We start from the raw sequence: 18,433 nt of genomic DNA on the forward strand, positions 1-18,433 counted from the left end.
CGCCGGCGCCCGGCTTCGCGCCCTTCGAACCCGCCGCCGCCCCCGTCCCGGCCGCCGCCCCCGCGCCACAGGGCGAGGTGCGCGTCGAGGAGGGCTGGACCGTGATCCGCCGCCGCGTGACCCTGGCCCATCCCCCGGCCGCGGTCTGGGCGCATTTCTCCGATCCGGCGGCGGTGATCCGCTGTCTGCGCGGCGCGCAGCTGGACAGCCGCGAGGGCGAGGACTTCACCGGCCATGTCGCGGTGGGCTTCGGTCCGATCGCCGCGAAATTCGAGGGCGAAGGCCGGTTCGAGACCGACGAGGCCGCCCGCACCGGCCGCGTCACCGGCCGGGGCAAGGATCGCGGCGGCCAGTCCAGCGTCGCGGGCGGGCTGGATTTCGCGCTCGCCCCCGGGGAAACGGAGGCCGAGACCCGCGCCGATGTCGCGCTGCGCTTCCGGATCGAGGGGCGGCTGGGCCAGTTCAACCGCCCCGAACTGGTCAACGGACTGGTCGATCACCTGCTGGGCGATTTCGTCGCCAATTGCGACGCGGTGCTCGGCGGCGGCCCGGCCCCCGCGCCGCGCAAGCTGGGCATCGGCGCGCTGATCCGCATGCTGCTGGCGACGCTGCGCCGGCGCTGACCCGCAGGGCACCGGGCGGATCGCGCCGCCCGGCCCGTCCGGCTCATCCCAGGAGCCGCACCAGCCCCAGCGTCAGCGCCGGGAAAAGGATCAGCGCGGCGATGCGGATCACGTCGCTGACCAGGAAGGGCAGCACCCCGCGGAAACTGTCCCACATCGGCACGTCGCGCGCCATGCCGTTGATGACGAAGACATTCATCCCCACCGGCGGGGTGATCAGCCCGACCTCCACCACCACGACGGCGAGGATTCCGAACCAGATCAGCGTGTCCTCGCGCGGCATCCCGAAATCCAGCCCGGCGATGATCGGATAGAAGATCGGCACCGTCAGCAGGAGCATGGACATCGAATCCATCACGCAGCCCAGCACCAGGTAGAGCGCCAGCATCGCCAGCAGCACCAGCATCGGCGACAGCCCCGCCGAGGCGATGGCATCGGCGGCCAGGATCGGCGTGCGGGTCTGGGCGAGGAAGGCGTTGAAGGTCTCGGCGCCCAGGAGGATCAGGAAGATCATCCCCGAGATCCGCGCCGTGCCCAGGATGCACGCCATCAGCCCGCGCGCCCGCATCCCGCCATGGATCACCGCCAAAAGGCCCGTGCCGAAAGCGCCGACCGCCGCCGCCTCGGTCGGGGTGAACCAGCCGCGATACATGCCGGTGATCACCAGCGCGAAGATCAGCAGGATCGGCCAGGTCTCGCCGAGCGCGGCCAGCCTCTCGGCGCGCCCGGCGCGCGGCGCGGCCGGGCCGTCCTCGGGATGGCGCCGCACGAAGATCGCGATCGCCGCCATGTAGCCCAGGGCCGCCAGCACCCCGGGCAGCAGCGCGGCCATGAACATCTTGGCGATGTTCTGTTCGGCCATCAGCGCATAGAGCACCAGGATCACCGAGGGCGGGATCAGGATGCCCAGCGTGCCGCCCGCCGCCAGCGACCCGGTGGAGAGCGCCCCCGAATAGCGGTAGCGGCGCATCTCGGGCAGGGCGACCTGGGCCATGGTGGCGGCGGTGGCCAGCGAACTGCCGCAGATCGCGCCGAAGGCCGCGCAGCCGCCGACCGAGGCCATGGCCAGCCCGCCGGGACGATGCCCCAGGAAGGCCGCCGCCGCGCGGAACAGCGCCCGGGAAAGCCCCGCGCGGGTGGCGAATTCGCCCATCAGCACGAAAAGCGGGATCACCGACAGCGAATAGGTGGAAAACTGGTGATAGGGCGCGGTCTTGAGAAAGGCCAGGAGCGGCACGAAGCCCGAGACCAGCCCGTAGCCCCCCACGCCCACGGCCAGCATCGCCACCCCGATCGGCACGCGCAGCGCCATCAGCACCAGGAGCACGGCAAACCCTGCCAGCCCCGCGGAAATCCCGGTCATGCGCGGCCCTCCGCCCGGCCGAAGGCGCGGCGCAGATGCCCCGCCACCGAGGCGGCCGTGACCGCCACCAGCAGGCCCATGGCCGGCAGGATGACGAAGAAGCTGTACCAGACCGGGATGCGCAGGATCATCGTCTGTTCGGAATAGAGCTTCATCTCCTCGGCGCCCGGCACCGCGCGCCACAGCAGCAGCGCGGCCAGGGCCAGGTAGACCAGCGCGCCGAAGGCATCCAGCACCCCGCGCAGCCGCGGCCCGGCGCGGGTGGTGAAGAAATCGACCGTCACGTTGCCCCCCTCGATCTGGCACCAGGGCAGGAAGCAGAAGATGACGATGGCGCTGCCCAGTTCGACCAGCTCGAAATCGCCCGAGATCGGCCGTCCCAGCGTGCTGCGCAGCACCACGCTGGTCACGGTCATCAGCATCATCGCCACCAGCACGCTGCCGCCGATCACGGCGAAGCCCCGCGCCAGCTGCACCAGAAGGCGGGGCGCGACCGGCGCGCCCCCTTCCGGCATGGGTTCCCCTGCCCCGGTCATCGGCTCACTCGGCCGCCGCGATCATCGCGCGGGCGTCTTCCAGGATCGCCGCGCCGTCATGTCCGGCCTTGTCCATCTGCGCCGTCCAGGCCTCGATCACCGGGGCGGAGGCGGTCTTCCATTCCTCCAGGTCGGCCTCGGGGATGACGGTGACGGTGCCGCCCGCCTCCAGCGCAGCCGCGCGCTGCTCGTCCTCGGCGGCATCGAAGGCCGCGCCCGCGATCTCGGCCAGGGTGGCGCCCGTGGTCTCGTCGATCACCGCGCGCAGATCCTCGGGCAGCCCGTCATAGACCCGCTGGTTCATCACCAGCGCCATGACGGCACTGGACAGCCCGCCATTCTCGGTGCCGAATTCGGTGTGATGCGGCGCCAGCGTCTCCAGCCGCAGCGACCCGAAGACCTCCCACGGGATCACCGCGCCGCCGATCACGCCGGTGGTCATCGCCTGCGGCACTTCGGGGACCGGCATGCCGACCGCCACCGCGCCGAGCGCGTCCAGCCCTTCGGTCATGGTCCGCGACGGCGCGCGGATCTTCAGCCGGGCCAGATCCTCCAGGCTGGCCACCTCCGCCTCGCTGGTATGCAGCTTGTAGGCCGAGGGCGCGTGCAGCAGCAGCGTATGGACCTGCGCCAGTTCCTCGCCCAGGTATTTCGCCTGGAATTCCTGCAGCGCGGCGGTGGTCTGCGTGGCCGTGCCCGCGACGAAGGGCAGCTCGAACACTTCCGAGATCGGGAAGCGGCCGGGCGTGTAGCCCAGAAGCGTCCAGGAGACGTCGACGATCCCGTCGCGCGCCTGGTCGAACAGCTGCGGCGGCTTGCCGCCCAGCTGCATCGAGGGGAAGATCTGCACCTCGATCCGCCCGCCCGAGCGTTCCTCGACCATCGCCTTCCACGGCTCCAGCACGCCCTGCTGGATCGGCGCGGCGGCGGGCAGGAAATGATGCACGCGCAGCGTGACCTCCTGCGCCATCGCCCCCCCCGCCGCGGCGAGCCCCAGCGCCAGGGCCGCAAGACCCGTCGTGATCCTCTGTTTCATGGCTTCCCTCCTCCTCCTCGGGATGCTGTTCCGGCCGGCCCCGGCGCGCTGCGCTAATAGGGCAGACCGACGTAATTCTCGGCAAAGGCGCGCTGCTGCGCCTCGTTCTCCGCCAGGAAGGCCAGCTCCGCCTCGCGCATCCGCAGGTCGAACCCGTCCTGGCCCGGAAAGCGGTGCATCAGCGAACTGAACCACCAGGAGAACCGTTCCGCCTTCCAGATGCGGCCTAGCGCCTTTTGCGAATAGCTGTCCAGCCCGGCCCGGTCGCCCGACGCGTAATAGCCCGTCAGCGCGCGATACAGGTAGTTCACGTCCGAGGCAGCGGTGTTCAGCCCCTTGGCGCCGGTGGGCGGCACGATATGGGCCGCGTCGCCGCACAGGAACAGCCGCCCCCATTGCATCGGCTCGGTCACGAAGGAACGCAGGGGCGCGATGGATTTCTCGATCACCGGGCCGGTCACCAGGCGGCCGGCCACATCCGCGGGCAGCCGGTGCCGCAGTTCCGCCCAGAAGGCCTCGTCGCTCCAGTCCTCGGGCCGGTCGGTCAGCGGGCACTGGACGTAATAGCGGCTGAGCCGGTCATTGCGCATCGAGCACAGCGCAAAGCCGCCCTCCGCCCCGGCATAGATCAGCTCGTCGCCGACCGGCGGGCTTTCCGACAGCACCCCCAGCCAGCCGAAGGGATAGGTCTTCTCGAATTCGCGGCGCAGCGCGGCGGGGATGGTGCGGCGCGACACGCCGTGGAACCCGTCGCAGCCCGCCACGAAATCGCAATCCAGCCGCCGCGCCTCGTCTCCGACGCGATAGGTGACATGCGGCGCATCGGTATCGGCGCCATGGATGACGACATCCTCCGCGCCGAATTCGGTCATCAGCCCGGCCGCGTCGCGCGCATCGTAGAGATCGCGCGTCACCTCGGTCTGGCCATAGACCACCACCGGCCGCCCGGTCAGTTCGCGGAAATCGACGCGGAAGCTGCCGCCGGGATGGACGATTACCGTTCCGTTATGCTTGTGCCCCTCGGCATGAAGACGCTCGGCAACCCCGGCCTCTTCCATCAACCCGACAAGCCCCTGTTCCAGAACCCCCGCGCGGATCCGGCCCAGCACGTAATCGCGGCTGCGCCTCTCCAGCACGACCGCGTCGATCCCCTGACCATGCAGAAGCTGCCCGAGCAGAAGCCCGGACGGACCGCCGCCGATGATCGCCACCTGGCACCGCATGGAAACCTCCCTCCGTCTTCCTCCGCATCCAGATCTCGCATGTTGCCGCGGCTTTCGGAAATGAGTTATTCAGGATAATGGATACCAAAAATGGTAAGCAATGAAAGCCCGGATCAAGCTGCGCCACCTGCAGGCCTTCACCACGATCACCCGCGCCGGCAGTTTCCGGGCGGCGGCCGAACAGCTGTTGCTGACCCAGCCCGCGATCTCGCGCAGCATGGCCGAACTGGAGGAGATCCTCGGCGCGCGGCTGCTGAGCCGCGATCGCGGCGGCGTCGCGCTGACCCCGGTCGGCGCCTTCTTCCTCAGCTTCGCCGAGGCCAGCCTCGCCGCGCTGGAGCGCGGCATCAGCGGGGTGGGAGAATTCGCCCCCGAGGCGGGGCTGTCGATGCGCATCGGCATGCAGCCCGCCGCCGCGGCCCGGCTGATGCCCGCGGTGACCCGGGCGCTGGAGCAGGAGCCTGCGGGGCTCGGCGTGACGCTGCAGGAAGGCAGCCATGCCGACCTGGCCCAGCGGCTGCGCGACGGGCAGCTGGACCTGGTGGTGGGGATGCAGGGCCCGCCCGAGACGATGGCGGATCTGAGCTTCGTGCAGCTTTACACCGAGCGCCTGGCCATCGTCGCCGCGCCCGGCCACCCGGCGCTGGAGCGCCCCGACCTGCAGGCGCTGGCGGACTGGCCGGCGGTCTATCCCCCGCCCGAGGACCCGGTCCGCCCCGTGCTCCGGCGGTTCCTGGTGGGCCATGGCGTGCCGCTGCCGCGCATCCGGGTGGAGACGGGGTCCTTCGCCTTCGGCCTGTCGCGCACGCTGGGCGGCGATGCCCTGTGGTTCGCCCCCGAGGGCATGGTGCAGGAGGCCGTGGCGCGCGGCCTGCTGGCGCGACTGCCCCTGAACACCGAGGCGACGGCCATGCCGGCCGGGCTGATCGCCCGCGCGGGCGAGGACCAGACCCCGGCGGGGCGCAGGCTCCTGCCCGCGCTGCGCGGCGCCCTGGCCGCGGCGTGACCGGGCCGGGTCACCGCATCTGCAGGACGATCGGGTCGATGGAGGCCGGATCGGTGCGGCTGCGCAGATCGGCCACGTCCGCCGGGTCCACCGCCCCGCCCCGGTTGCCCCAGCTCTGGCGCACGAAGCTGAGGATCTCGGCGATCTCGGCATCGTCCATGCGCCCGCGATAGGGCGGCATCCGGTAGGCATCGGGCATCCCGTCGGCCACCACCCGGCCCGAGCCGTTCAGCGTGACGTTGATCTGCGAGGCGGGCTCGGCCACCTGCGCGGAGGTCACCCCGGCCAGCGGCGGGATCCAGGGCGCCTGGCCCGACCCGTCGCGGCCATGGCAGGCGGCGCAATTGGCCAGGTAGGACTGCGCCCCCGGAAGGCCCGCGCGCGCCGCCTGGGCCGGGGTGGTCACCTCGGCCGGGGCGGGCACCCAGGCCTCGCCCTCGCCGGGCAGCGACTTGAGGTAATGCGCCATCGCCCGCAGATCCGGCTCGGTCAGGAATTGCAGCGAATTGTTGAACGCCTCGGTCATCGAGCCGAAGACGACCGCATGGGCATTGCGCCCCTCGGAGAGGAAGGCGAACAGGTCCTCCTCGCTCCAGCGGCCGATCCCCGCCGCCCCGTCGCCGCGCAGCGAAGGCGCGTACCAGCCATCCAGCAGCGCGCCGGACAGGAAATCGGGGTCGGAACTGTCCAGCCCCTTCTCGTTCATCGCGATCCCGCGCGGGGTGTGGCAGCTGCCGCAATGGCCCGCGCCTTCGACCAGATAGGCGCCGCGATTCCACAGCGCGTCCCGCTCCGGGTCGGGCTGGTAGACCGCGCCGCTGGTGAAGACCGCGTTCCACGCCGCCAGCGGCCAGCGGATGTTCAGCGGCCAGGGAATGCCGTTCTCCGGCACCGGTTCGGCCACCGGCTCCACCCCTGCCATGAAGAAGGCGTAAAGCGCGCGGATGTCGTCATCGGTCATCTTCTCGTAGGACGGGTAGGGCATCGCCGGATACAGGCGCCGCCCGTCCGGCGTCACCCCGTCGCGCAGAGCCCGGTCGAAATCCGCCAGCGTGTAGCCGCCGATGCCGTGATCCGGATCGGGGGTGATGTTGGTGGCATGGATCACGCCCAGCGGCGTGCCCATCTCCAGCCCGCCGGCGAAGGGCGCGCCCCCCTCCAGGCTGTGGCAGGCGACGCAATCGGCCTGGCGGGCGACATATTCGCCGCGCGCGATCAGGTCGGGCGCGGGGGCGGCGGCGGTTTCGCCGTCGAAGGGCGAGGCAGGCAGGCGGGTCACGTACCAGGCCCCGCCCGCAAGGACGAGCACGGCCAGGACGGCGGCAAGGGAAAGGGTCTTTTTCACGGGCATGTCCGGTATCTGTCGTTGCGGGGGACCGCCGCGCGGCGCGGCGGCCCTGGCGGGATCAGCTCTCGAAGCTCATGCGCGACAGCGGCATGCGGCGCACCGGCTGACCGGTCAGCGCGGCGACGGCATTGGCCACGGCCGGGGGCACCGCAGGAAGGGGCGGCTCGCCCACGCCGCCGATCTGCGCCCCGCTTTCGAGGATGCCGACATGGACGGGCGGCATGTCGCCGGGCGGCAGGATGCGGTACATGTCGTAATTGCGCGCCACCGGCGCCCCGTCCTGCCAGACGGATTCCTCCATCAGCACCTGGCTCAGACCCAGCGCGGCGGCGCCGCGCACCTGCTGGCGCACCAGCGCGGGATTGACCGCCTGGCCGGGATCCAGCACCTCCCAGACGTCATGCACCACGACCCTTCCCGCGGCAATGGACACTTCGGCGATGGCGGCGGCCTCTGACCCGAAGGGCGAGGCCATGCCGATGCCGCGCGCCCGGCGGGTTCCGTCCGGGGCGTCATAGGGTCCGCGTTTCCAGCCGCCCGAGAGGTCCGCCACCGCCTCAAGCAGCGCCGAAAGCCGCGCATCATCGCGCAGCAGGTGGCGGCGCAGCTCGAACGGGTCCTGCCCGCCCGCCGCCGCCATCTCGTCGAGGAAGCATTCGTAGAAGAAGTCGTTCATCGAATTGCCGACCGACCGCCAATAGGCCAGCATCGCGGGGTTGCGGACATAGGCCTGGGCCATGCGGCGGGTGGGGATGGCATAGGCCTTGCCGGTCAGCCCCTCCAGCGCGGTCGGATCCACCTGGTCGCCGCGGCCGTTGATCGCCTCGGTCGGACCCTCCGTGGCCGAAACCGCCTCGATCGCCAGGGGCAGGCCGTCACCGTCCAGCGCCCCGCGGAACCGCACCGCCGCCATCGGCCGCAGCGGATCGCGCAGGAATTCCTGTTCGCGCGTCCAGATCATCTTGACCGGGCGGCCCGCGCGGCGCGCCAGCTCGATCGCCTGCGGATAGGGGCTGGCGGCGGGATAGAGGAAATGCCGCCCGAAGAACCCGCCCAGCATCGGCGAATGGATGCGCACCTGCGCCGGGTCCAGCCCGGTCAGCCCCGCAACCGTCGACTGGTACTGTTCCGGCGCCTGGTTGGGCAGCCACAGATCCAGCGTGCCATCCCCGTTGAACCGCGCCACCGCGGAGGGCGGCTCCAGCTGGGCATGGTTCAGGTACTGGCTGTGATAGGTCGCCGAGATCACCGTTTCGGCCCCTGCCAGGACGCCCGGCGCATCGCCCTCGGCCTCGGCCTCGGTCTCATCGGCCTCCGAGGCAGCCAGCGCCGCCGCGAAATCCGCGGAGGAGAAATCGGCCGGCATCTCGCGCCAGCCCTCGGGCAGCGTGTCGAAGGGCACCCAGTCGACCTCCAGCGCCTCGACCGCGCGCTTGGCCGTCCACCAGCGTTCGGCCAGAACCGCCACGGCGCCGTCCAGCACCTCCACCGCCGCGACGCCCGGCAAGGCCGCGACCTCCTCGCGGTTGCGGATCGTGCCGACCGTCAGGCCCAGCCGCGGCGCATGGCTGACCGCAGCCTGCAGCATGCCCTCGACGCGGATGTCGATGGCGTATTCCGCGCGGCCGGTGGACTTGTCATGCACGTCCAGCCGCGGCTGTTCCCGGCCGATCCAGCGGAAGGCGGACGGATCCTTCAGCGTCACGCTGTCGGGATCGGGAACCGCCAGGTCGAAGGCCGCCCCGGCCAGCGCGCCATAGCCCAGGTCCCGGCCCGAGGCCGCGTGCACGACCCGGCCCGGTTCGGTGGACAGCTCCCGCGCGGGCACGCCCAGCTCGGCCGCCGCCGCCTCGATCAGCATGGCCCGGGCCAGCGCGCCGAGACGGCGCATCACCGGGTAGGACAGGCGCACCGACATCGACCCGCCGGTGATCCGCATCTGCCCGCCGATCACCAGGTAATCGGCGCCCGCAGGCGCGTTCTCCACGGTGAAGACCGCCGGGTCGGCATCCAGCTCCTCGCCGACGATCTGCGCCATGCCGGTGAAGATCCCCTGCCCGCCCTCGACGAAGGGCGACAGCAGCCGCACCGTGCCGTCGGGCCGGATCTCCAGGAAGGCGGGCACATTGGTGCCCGGCGCCGCCGCGGCGGCCTGGGCGCGGGCGGGACCGGCAGGCAGGCCGACCCCCAGGATCAGCGTTCCCGCCCCGGCGCCGAGCGCCCCGCGCAGGAAGCCGCGGCGCGACAGGTTCAGCGGACGGCCCGAGGCCAGCTCGGCGGCGCAAAGCGCGGCGGGATGCCCGGTCACAGCGTCTCTCCTTCGCGCCCCGCCAGGTCGGTCATCGCCGCGCGGATGTAGTTATAGGTGCCGCAGCGGCACAGGTTGACCATCGTCGCGCGGATATCCTCCTCGGTCGGTTCGGGGATCTCCTTGAGCAGGGCGGTCGCCGCCACCACCTGGCCCGACTGGCAGTAGCCGCATTGCGGCACCTGGTGCTCCACCCATTTCTCCACCACGCGGGCCCCGACCGGGTCGGATTCGATCGCCTCGATCGTGGTGATCTCGGCGCCCTCCAACATCTCCACCGGGGTGACGCAGGATCGCATGACCTGCCCGTCGACCAGCACCGAACAGGCGCCGCATTGGGCCAGGCCGCATCCGTACTTGGTGCCGGTCAGGCCGAGATCGTCGCGCAGCACCCACAGAAGCGGCGTGTCGCCGGGGGCGTCGATCTCGCGGGGGGTTCCGTTGACGGTCAGCTGCATCGGGGGCTCCTGGCTTCGGGCTGGAAACGGCTCGGGCCGCGGCAAGGCGGGCCGGAGGGCGGCAGGCAACAAGCTAGACCCCGCGACGCGCCTGGGGAATGGCGGCTGATCGATTGCAGATATGAACAGGATTCATTTATCTCTCCCGCCGCGATCGGCGATACACTGCCCGGCAGGACGGGAGCGGCACGAAGATGAAGAAAGAGGACCTGGCGGATCTGGCGGTCTTCCTGGCCGTGGCGGAGGAGCGCAATTTCACCCGCGCGGCGGCCCGGCTGGGCCTGTCGCAATCCGCCGTCAGCCACACGATGCGGCGGCTGGAAGCCTCGATCGGGGTCAAGCTGCTGAACCGCAGCTCGCGGCATGTCTCCACGACCGAACCGGGCGAGAAGCTTCTGGCCAAGCTGCGCCCCGGGCTGGACCAGATCGCCGCGCAGATCGAGGAGCTGCGCGTGCAGGGAAATACGCCTTCGGGGCTGCTGCGCATCACCGCCTCCAAGGCCGCGATCCGCCATATCCTCTGGCCGGTGGTGACCGGGCTCGTGCGGGACTATCCGGGCATCCGGGTGGAGCTCAGCTCCGAGGGGCGGCTGACCGACCTGGCCGAGGACCGGTTCGACTGCGGCATCCGGCTGGAGGAATTCCTGGCGCCCGACGTGATCGCCGTGCCGGTGGGCCCGCCCGCGCGCATGGCGGCGGTGGCGGCGCCGGATTACCTGGCGCATCGCGGCATCCCGCGCCATCCGGCGGATCTGGCGGATCACGCCTGCATGGGGACGCGGTTCGATCCGCATGGCACCGTCTATGCCTGGGAATTCGAGAAGGACGGCGAGGAGATCATCCGCCGCGTCGACGGCCCCTTCATCGTCAATGACAGCGACCTGGCGATCGCGGCGGCGCGCGAAGGGCACGGCATCGCCTTCGTCACCGAGGCGGAGGTGGCCGCGGATCTCGCCGCGGGGCGGCTGCACCGCGTGCTGGAGGACTGGTGCCCGCCTTTCGGGGGCATGCACCTGTATTACCCCGGCCGCCGCCAGGTCAGTTCCGCGCTGCGCCTGCTGATCGACCGCCTGCGCTGGCGCGGCTGAGGCCGATCGGCGGCTCCGCGTCGGGGCGGCTGCAGGATGGCGGCGGCGACCGGCGGGCGGCGCGGGCCTCCCCGCACCGACCGGACGGCCGGGGGCGCCCGCAGGACCAGCCCGGGCGCCGGGGCCGGTCTGCCGATCCAGCCCTGTCCGGTCCGACCGCACGGCGCCGGTTGTCTGACACCGCTCCCTCAGACAGCCTCTCCCGCGATCAGCCGCGCCTTGCCGCGCTCCAGGCTTCCGGTCAGATGGGCGCGCATCGCCGCGCGGGCCTCCTCCGCGTCGCCGGCGATGATCGCGCTGACGATGCGGCCATGTTCCTGCTGAAGATGACGGTTGCGCGGCGGCGCCGGCGGCTCCCCTGCCCGGCTCGCCGGGGCCTCCGCGATGATCCCCGGCTTCAGCAGGCGCAGCAATTCGGGAAACCGGCGGTTCTGCGTCGCCTCGGCGATGCGGAAATGCAGCCCGAAATCGGTATGGCGGGTGGACAGCCCCTGATCGAGGCAGGCGCCGACCAGCGCATGCGCCTCGAGGATCGCCTCCAGCTGCGCGGCCGAACGCCGCGACGCCGCCAGCCCCGCCGCCTCCACCTCGCAGGCCATCCTGAGTTCCAGCAATTCGATCACGCCCGGCATCCGGTCCAGGCTCAGATCGGCGAAGGGACGGCCCTCCCCGGTTGGATCGGCGACGAAGGCCCCGACCCCGCGGCGCACATCGACCACCCCCTCGGAGCGCAGCACCGCGATCGCCTCGCGCACCACCGCGCGGCTGACGCCATGCGCGCGGCACAGCTCGGCCTCGGTCGGCAGCCGGTCGCCCGCGGCCAGCGCGCCGGTCCCGAGTTCCCGGCGCAGATGCGCGATGAGCTGCGCGCCGCGCGATCCGCCCTGCGGGCCTGCGGATTCCGGCGGGGTCCGGGGGGTGATGTCTGCTGTCATGTCCTGTCCTGTCCGATGCACCGTCCCGCCCCGCACCCCGATGCGGGGCCTCCCGGATGCAGGCGGCGCGGCGTCCGTGGCAGGATGCCCGATCCCGGACAGGATGAAAAGACTGCGGCAACCGGATATCGGCGCACAGTAGCCTCTTTGTCGGACAACATGTCGAGAATCGGTTGACGATGTCGGACAAGTTGGGCTTGATATCCCTGACATCGCCGGGACCGCCCGGCCGAAAGGAGACCTCCACGTGCACGGCCTGATGCCCAGGGCCAGCCTCGCCGACGGGCTGACCATCACCGATATCCGCGTCCGCACCTTCTGGACCACCACATACGAGGAACTCGACAGCGACGGCCATGCCCATCCCGGCCCCGAGCGCCAGGTCCGCAAGAGCCTTCTCACCATCACCTGCGAGAACGGCACCGAGGGCCATGCCTTCGGCTCCCCCGAACAGCTGCGCCCGCACCTGGCCGAGCGCTTCATCCGCAAGGTGCTGATCGGGCAGGACGCGCTGGCCCGCGAAAGGCTGTGGCAGGACCTCGCCCACTGGCAGCGCGGCTCGGGCGGGCAGCTGTCGGACCGCACCCTGGCCATCGTCGACTGCGCGCTGTGGGACCTGGCGGGCAAGGCCGCGGGCCTGCCCGTCTACCGCCTGATCGGCGCCTATCGCGACAAGGTCCCCGCCTATGGCTCGATCATGTGCGGCGACGAGATCGAGGGCGGGCTGGCGACCCCCGAGGATTACGGCCGCTTCGCCGAGACCTTGGTGGCGCGCGGCTATCAGGCGATCAAGCTGCATACATGGATGCCCCCGGTCAGCTGGTCGCCCAGCATCGCGATGGACCTGCGGGCCTGCGCCGCGGTGCGCGAGGCGGTGGGGCCGCATGTGCCGCTGATGCTGGATGCCTATCACTGGTATTCGCGCGAGGAGGCGGCCGAGCTGGGCCGCGGGCTGGAGGCGCTGAACTTCACCTGGATCGAGGAGGTGATGGACGAACAATCCATGTCCTCCTACGCCTGGCTGGCCAATGAACTTCGCATTCCGGTGATCGGCCCGGAATCCATGGGCGGCAAGTACCAGCACCGCGCCGAATGGATCCGCGCAGGCGCCTGCGACATCCTGCGCACCGGCGTCGAGGATGTCGGCGGCATCACCCCCGCGCTGAAGACCATGCACCTGGCCGAGAGCTTCGGCATGAATTGCGAGGTCCATGGCCACGGGGCGGAGAACCTGGTGATCTCGGCCGTGTCCAAGAACTGCCGCTGGTACGAACGCGGGCTCCTGCATCCGATGCTGGATTACGACCGCTGCCCCGACCACCTGAAGGCCATTCCCGACCCGATGGATGCCGAGGGCTTCGTCCATCTCGGCCAGACCCCGGGGATCGGCGAGGAGATCGATTTCGACCATATCGACGCCCATCCCGCCGACTGAACCGGGGCGGGCGCGCCATTGCATGATCTTGGGAGGGTTCATGAAACGCCGCAATTTCCTGTTTGCCACCACCTGCCTGCCGCTGGCGGCGCTGGCCGGGCGCCCGCTGGCGGCCGCCACCCCCGCCGACCAGCTGGCCATCGGCTTCTCGATGGCCAATGTGCTGACGCTCGACCCGGCCGGATCGGGCAGCAAGGAACGCACGCAGATCATCACCAATCTCTATGACTGCCTCGTGGGGATCGACCCGGCCGACCGCACCCGGCTGGTGCCGGAACTGGCCGAAAGCTGGGAGGTCGCCGAGGATAGCGGCGCGCTGCGGCTGACCCTGCGCGAGGGCGCGCGCTTTGCCTCGGGCAACCCGGTGACGGCCGAGGATGCCGTCTGGTCGCTGCGCCGCGTGCTGGAGCAGAACCTGGCCCAGGCCACCAATTTCCGGATCCGCGGCTATGCGGCGGAAACGGCCGGGGAGGATTTCCGCGCCCTCGACGACCGGACGCTGCAGATCCGGCTGCCCGAGGGGACCGATCCGCAGATCATCCTGCTGACCCTGGCGATCACCGGCACGGGATCCATCCTCGACCGCAAGCTGGTGATGGAACATGAAACCGACGGCGACCAGGGCCGGGCCTGGCTGGCGCTGAACTCGGCCGGATCGGGCGCCTATGCGCTCCAGGCCATCCGGGCCAATGAATTCGCGCTCCTGGTGCGCAACGAGAATTACTGGGGGCCCGAACCCGCGATGCGGCGGATCCTGATGCGCCATGTGCCGGAATCGCAAAGCCAGCGGCTGCTCTTGGAACAGGGCGACCTGGACATCGCCTATTCGATGGCCGCCGCCGACCTGGAATCGATCGACGACGATCCCGCCATCACCGTGCAGACCGCCATCGGCAACGGGCTCTACTATCTCGCCATGTCGATGGCAGACCCGGTCCTGTCCGATCCGCGCATCCGCCAGGCGGTGCTGAAGCTGATCGATTATGACGGGATCAACGCGGCGGTGATGCCCTATTACGGGGTCAAGCATCTCTGCCCGGTGCAGATCGGGCTGGGCGGCGAGACCTTCGACAGCGGCATCGCCCGCGATGTCGAGGGGGCGAAGGCGCTGCTGGCCGAGGCAGGGCATGAAGGCGGGCTGGATCTGAGCATCCGCGCGCTGTCCGTGCCGCCCTTCGACAGCCTCGCCGCGGCGATCCAGGGATCGCTGGCCGAGGGCGGGATCCGCGCCGAGATCATCACCGGCGATGGCGAGACCGTCTATGGCGCGATGCGCAGGCGCAACTTCCAGATGATCGTCGGCCGCTCGGGCGGGCAGATCTCGCATCCCGACGGCGACCTGCGCAGCATCCTGGTCAATCCCGACAACAGCGATGCGGCCGGGCTGACCGGCATCCTGTCCTGGCGCGTGTCCTATCGCAACGAGGAGATCAACCGCCTCGCCGATGCGGCGCTTCTGGAACGCGACAAGGCGCGGCAGGACGAGATGTACCAGCAGATCCTGGGCCTCTACGAGGCGGATGTGCCGCCGATCCAGCCGATTTCCCAGGTCACGGATTCGGTGGCCATGCGCAGCGACATCGCCGGGCTGGCGATCAGCCCGGTCTGGCAGACCAAGCTGGCCACCGTGACCAAGGACCGCTGAGCCCGCGCCCGGACGGCATCGCCGCCCGGATCCCCGCCTCAGATCGTCTTCTGGTTGACCCGCGCCGACAGTTCGGCATGGCTTTCCCGGCGCTCGGAATAGCGGTCGACCAGGTGGTCGCGGATGTCGCGGGTCAGCAGGGTGAATTTCACCAGCTCCTCCATCACGTCGACGATCCGGTCGTAATAGGGCGAGGGCTTCATCCGCCCGTCCTCGCCGAATTCGTTCCAGGCCTTGGCGACCGAGGACTGGTTGGGAATGGTCAGGAGCCGCATCCACCGCCCGAGAATGCGCAGCTGGTTGACGGTGTTGAAGGATTGCGACCCGCCCGAGACCTGCATCACCGCCAGGGTCTTGCCCTGGGTCGGGCGCACGGAGCCGAGGCTCAGCGGGATCCAGTCGATCTGCGCCTTCATGATGCCGGTCATCGCGCCGTGACGCTCGGGCGAGGACCAGACCATGCCCTCGCACCATTGCACCAGGTCGCGCAGTTCGGCGACCTTCGGGTGGTCGGGCTCCACCGCATCGGGCAAGGGCAGATCGCGCGGGTCGAAGAACCGCGTCTCGGCGCCCAGCCGCTCGAGGATGCGCGCCGCCTCCTCCGCCGCCAGCCGCGAGAAGCTGCGCTCGCGCAGCGATCCGTAAAGCAGCAGGATGCGCGGGGCATGGGTGCTGCGGCGGGCCGGGAACAGCTGCGCGGGATCGGGGGCGCCCAGCAGGGCGGCATCGGGGTCGGGTGTCTCAGTCAAGGCGTTCCCCCTTCTCGGTCAGGATCATCTGCCCGTCCTCCTTGCAGAGGGGGCCGGGCGGCAGGCGGTCGAGGAGGTCCAGGACCCGTTCCGAGGGCCGGCACAGCCGCACCCCCTTCGGCGTGCAGACGATGGGCCGGTTGACCAGCACCGGATGCGCGACCATCGCCGCGATCAGCGCCGCGTCATCGACACCCGGCTCCAGGAGGCCCAGCTCGGCGGCGGGGGATTTCGTCTCGCGCAGCGCCTCGCGCGGGGTGATCCCCGCCGCCGCGAACAGTCCCAGCAGCTGCGGCCGCGTCCAGCCCTCGGCGAGATACTCGATCACCACGGGCTCCTCTCCGGCGGCGCGCAGGATCGCCAGAACGTTGCGCGAGGTGCCGCAATCGGGGTTGTGATGGATGACGATGCTCATTGGGCGGTCTCCGGGAAACGGGCGCGGGTGCGGTTGGCGAAGGCCACCAGCGACAGCATGACGGGCACCTCGACCAGCACGCCGACCACCGTGGCCAGCGCGGCGCCCGAGCTCAGCCCGAACAGGCTGATGGCGACGGCGACGGCCAGCTCGAAGAAGTTGGAGGTGCCGATCATCGCGCAGGGCGCGGCGATGCGATGCGGCACGCGCAGGAGATACGCCGCGCCATAGGCCAGCGCGAAGATGCCGTAGCTCTGGATCAGGATCGGCACGGCGATCAGCGCGATGACCCCCGGACGGTTCAGGATCGTGTCGCCCTGCAGCCCGAACAGGATCGCCACCGTGGCGACCAGCCCGATCATCGACAGCGGCTTGACCTTCGCGGTGAAGGCGGCGATGGCCGCCTCGCTGCCCAGGACCCGGCGCGTGGCCAGCCCCGCGGCCAGCGGCAGCACGACATAAAGAACCGTGGCCAGGACCAGCGTATCCCAGGGCACCGCGATCTCGGTCACGCCGAGGAGCAGCGCGACGATCGGCGCGAAGGCCACCACCATGATCAGGTCGTTCACCGAGACCTGCACCAGCGTGTAGGTGGCGTCGCCCCGGGTCAGCTGCGACCAGACGAAGACCATCGCCGTGCAGGGCGCGGCGCCCAGCAGGATCAGCCCGGCCGTGTATTGCGCGGCATCCTCGGGCGCGATCCAGGGGGCGAAGACATGGTCGAAGAACAGCACCGCCAGCAGCGCCATGGTGAAGGGCTTGACCAGCCAGTTCACCGCCAGCGTCACCAGAAGCCCCCGGGGCTGGCGCGCCACACCCGCGACGGCGCCGAAATCGACGCTGACCATCATCGGATAGACCATCGCCCAGATCAGCACCGCGACGACGAGGTTGATCGAGGCGATCTCGGCCCCGGCAATGGCCCCCACCAGCTCCGGCGCCGCCGCGCCGATGGCAATGCCCGCCACCATGGCAAGCGCGACCCAGAGGGTCAGAAGACGTTCGAAACTACCCATTCACTCGGTCCCTGCACCAGAATCCTGCAATTGTCCGGCGGCCAGCGCCGACAGCGCCACCATCACCGCCGCGGTGCCCATCACCAGGGCCAGCCCGCCGGCCTGATAGCTCAGCCCCGACAGAAGCGTGCCGCCAAGCCGCCCCGCCGCATTGGCCATGTAGTAGAATCCCACATCCATCGTGACCCGCTCCGAGCGCGTGAAGGCGAGGATCAGGTAGGAATGCAGCGACGAATTCACCGCGAAGACCGCGCCGAAGGCCAGAAGCCCGGCGACCAGCGTCGCGGTCAGCCAGGCCTGCGGCCCGGAAGACAACGCCACCGCGACGCAGAGCGCGGCCGGGATCGCGAAGAGCGCCAGCGCCCAGCCCCGCGCCGCGCGGATCAGCGCAGCTTCGGGGCGGGATGCGGCGCGCAGGATCCGCGGCGCGCCCGCCTGCACCGCGCCGTAGAGGATCACCCAGACCGCCATGAAGCTGCCGATCATGAAGAAGGCGGCGCGGTTCCCCGCCTCGGACCCGTCCGACAGCACGGCGTAGAAATAGATCGGGATGCCGACCACGAACCAGACATCGCGCGCCCCGAACAGGAAGACCCGCGCCGCCGACAGCCAGTTGACGTTGGACGAGCGGGAGAAGACCTCGGAGATTTTCGCGCCCTTCCTGCCCTTGGGCAGGCCCGCGGGCATGAACACCGCCACGCAGGCCAGGATCACCGCCAGTACCGCCGCCATGCCCAGAACCGCCCCGTCGAAGCCGATCCCCGCCAGCAGCGCCGCCCCCAGAAGGAAGCCCAGCCCCTTCACCGCGTTCTTCGAGCCGGTCAGAACTGCCACCCAACGGAACAGCCCCGCACCCTCCGGGGCCAGCAGCTTGACGGCGGATTTCGACGACATCTTGGCCAGGTCCTTGGCCACGCCCGACACGCCCTGGACGCACATCACGAAGGCGACGGAGGCGGCGATGCCCCAGCCCGGATCAAGCTGGCTCAGCGCCAGAAGCGCCGCGACCTGCAGCCCCAGGCCGGCATAGAGCGTCGGCGTCAGCCCGAAGCGCGCGGCGATCCAGCCCGCGGCCAGGTTGGTGATCATCCCGGCCAGCTCGTAGAGGATGAACAGATAGGCCAGCTGGACCGCGCTGAATCCCAGCGTGTGGAAATGCAGCAGCACCAGCATCCTGAGCGCGCCATCGGTCAGCATGAAGGCCCAGTAGGCGGCCGTCACCGCCATATAGGCCGCCAGCCCCTCGGGC

17 protein-coding genes are annotated in these 18,433 nt (G+C 70.5%); 5 read left to right on the forward strand and 12 right to left on the reverse strand.

Going from position 1 to position 18,433, the window contains the following annotated elements; all coding sequences use genetic code 11:
* Positions 1 to 623, forward strand: a 623-nt coding sequence (locus ICN82_RS13560; protein WP_226898485.1) for an SRPBCC domain-containing protein, incomplete at its 5' end; no start/stop codon positions are given.
* A 43-nt stretch (positions 624 to 666) separates the two neighbouring features.
* Here the strand turns inward: ICN82_RS13560 and ICN82_RS13565 are convergent.
* Genes ICN82_RS13565 through pobA form a run of 4 tightly spaced genes read right to left on the reverse strand, consistent with a single transcriptional unit; the run spans position 667 to position 4,781 of the window.
* Positions 667 to 1,986: a TRAP transporter large permease gene (locus ICN82_RS13565; RefSeq protein ID WP_193183683.1), complete on the reverse strand. Its 1,320-nt coding sequence runs from the start codon at positions 1,984 to 1,986 to the stop codon at positions 667 to 669.
* Positions 1,983 to 2,501 carry a TRAP transporter small permease gene (locus ICN82_RS13570; protein WP_226898486.1) on the reverse strand — a complete coding sequence of 173 codons (519 nt, stop codon included), beginning with the start codon at positions 2,499 to 2,501 and terminating at the stop codon, positions 1,983 to 1,985. Before ICN82_RS13570 ends, ICN82_RS13565 begins: the two co-directional genes overlap by 4 nt.
* 25 nt (positions 2,502 to 2,526) lie before the next feature.
* Complete coding sequence (locus tag ICN82_RS13575) at positions 2,527 to 3,558, reverse strand: TRAP transporter substrate-binding protein (protein ID WP_193183687.1); 1,032 nt, start codon at positions 3,556 to 3,558, stop codon at positions 2,527 to 2,529.
* Positions 3,559 to 3,611: 53 nt separating this feature from the next.
* Positions 3,612 to 4,781 carry a 4-hydroxybenzoate 3-monooxygenase gene (gene pobA / locus ICN82_RS13580; RefSeq protein ID WP_193183689.1) on the reverse strand — a complete coding sequence of 390 codons (1,170 nt, stop codon included), beginning with the start codon at positions 4,779 to 4,781 and terminating at the stop codon, positions 3,612 to 3,614.
* A 100-nt stretch (positions 4,782 to 4,881) separates the two neighbouring features.
* On the opposite strand from pobA, the gene ICN82_RS13585 reads away from it, so the two are divergent.
* Positions 4,882 to 5,787: a LysR substrate-binding domain-containing protein gene (locus tag ICN82_RS13585; RefSeq protein ID WP_193183691.1), complete on the forward strand. Its 906-nt coding sequence runs from the start codon at positions 4,882 to 4,884 to the stop codon at positions 5,785 to 5,787.
* A gap of 10 nt (positions 5,788 to 5,797) precedes the next feature.
* Here the strand turns inward: ICN82_RS13585 and ICN82_RS13590 are convergent, their stop codons facing one another.
* From ICN82_RS13590 to ICN82_RS13600, 3 genes are all read right to left on the reverse strand, one after another.
* The gene (locus ICN82_RS13590; protein WP_330999006.1) at positions 5,798 to 7,132 is read right to left on the reverse strand and encodes a c-type cytochrome; all 1,335 of its coding nucleotides are present in this window, start codon (positions 7,130 to 7,132) and stop codon (positions 5,798 to 5,800) included.
* Between the two features lie 61 nt (positions 7,133 to 7,193).
* The gene (locus tag ICN82_RS13595) at positions 7,194 to 9,443 is read right to left on the reverse strand and encodes a xanthine dehydrogenase family protein molybdopterin-binding subunit (RefSeq protein ID WP_193183695.1); all 2,250 of its coding nucleotides are present in this window, start codon (positions 9,441 to 9,443) and stop codon (positions 7,194 to 7,196) included.
* Positions 9,440 to 9,901 (reverse strand): (2Fe-2S)-binding protein, encoded by a 462-nt coding sequence (locus ICN82_RS13600; RefSeq protein ID WP_193183697.1) that lies wholly within the window; start codon positions 9,899 to 9,901, stop codon positions 9,440 to 9,442. Before ICN82_RS13600 ends, ICN82_RS13595 begins: the two co-directional genes overlap by 4 nt.
* Before the next feature lie 194 nt (positions 9,902 to 10,095).
* Here ICN82_RS13600 and ICN82_RS13605 point away from each other — a divergent pair, with 194 nt between their 5' ends.
* Positions 10,096 to 10,989 carry a LysR family transcriptional regulator gene (locus tag ICN82_RS13605; protein WP_193183699.1) on the forward strand — a complete coding sequence of 298 codons (894 nt, stop codon included), beginning with the start codon at positions 10,096 to 10,098 and terminating at the stop codon, positions 10,987 to 10,989.
* A 188-nt stretch (positions 10,990 to 11,177) separates the two neighbouring features.
* Here ICN82_RS13605 and ICN82_RS13610 read toward each other — a convergent pair whose 3' ends face one another.
* The gene (locus ICN82_RS13610) at positions 11,178 to 11,924 is read right to left on the reverse strand and encodes a FadR/GntR family transcriptional regulator (protein ID WP_193183701.1); all 747 of its coding nucleotides are present in this window, start codon (positions 11,922 to 11,924) and stop codon (positions 11,178 to 11,180) included.
* A gap of 247 nt (positions 11,925 to 12,171) precedes the next feature.
* Between ICN82_RS13610 and ICN82_RS13615 the strand changes: the two genes are divergently transcribed.
* Entirely contained in the window at positions 12,172 to 13,359 is a 1,188-nt protein-coding gene (locus ICN82_RS13615) for a mandelate racemase family protein (RefSeq protein ID WP_330999007.1), read from the forward strand.
* Between the two features lie 40 nt (positions 13,360 to 13,399).
* Positions 13,400 to 15,004 carry an ABC transporter substrate-binding protein gene (locus ICN82_RS13620; RefSeq protein ID WP_193183703.1) on the forward strand — a complete coding sequence of 535 codons (1,605 nt, stop codon included), beginning with the start codon at positions 13,400 to 13,402 and terminating at the stop codon, positions 15,002 to 15,004.
* Between the two features lie 38 nt (positions 15,005 to 15,042).
* On the opposite strand, the gene arsH is transcribed toward ICN82_RS13620, so the two are convergent.
* The 4 genes from arsH to arsJ are packed head-to-tail and all read right to left on the reverse strand — an operon-like array spanning position 15,043 to position 18,411.
* Positions 15,043 to 15,723 (reverse strand): arsenical resistance protein ArsH, encoded by a 681-nt coding sequence (arsH, locus tag ICN82_RS13625; RefSeq protein WP_193183778.1) that lies wholly within the window; start codon positions 15,721 to 15,723, stop codon positions 15,043 to 15,045.
* A gap of 22 nt (positions 15,724 to 15,745) precedes the next feature.
* Positions 15,746 to 16,168, reverse strand: a complete 423-nt coding sequence (arsC, locus tag ICN82_RS13630; RefSeq protein ID WP_193183705.1) for an arsenate reductase (glutaredoxin) — start codon at positions 16,166 to 16,168, stop codon at positions 15,746 to 15,748.
* The gene (arsB, locus tag ICN82_RS13635) at positions 16,165 to 17,184 is read right to left on the reverse strand and encodes an ACR3 family arsenite efflux transporter (RefSeq protein WP_193183707.1); all 1,020 of its coding nucleotides are present in this window, start codon (positions 17,182 to 17,184) and stop codon (positions 16,165 to 16,167) included. Before arsB ends, arsC begins: the two co-directional genes overlap by 4 nt.
* The gene (arsJ, locus tag ICN82_RS13640) at positions 17,185 to 18,411 is read right to left on the reverse strand and encodes an organoarsenical effux MFS transporter ArsJ (RefSeq protein WP_226898490.1); all 1,227 of its coding nucleotides are present in this window, start codon (positions 18,409 to 18,411) and stop codon (positions 17,185 to 17,187) included.
* Positions 18,412 to 18,433: the final 22 nt, after the last annotated feature.

The organism is Mangrovicoccus algicola, assembly GCF_014903745.1.
GTDB lineage: Bacteria > Pseudomonadota > Alphaproteobacteria > Rhodobacterales > Rhodobacteraceae > Mangrovicoccus > Mangrovicoccus algicola.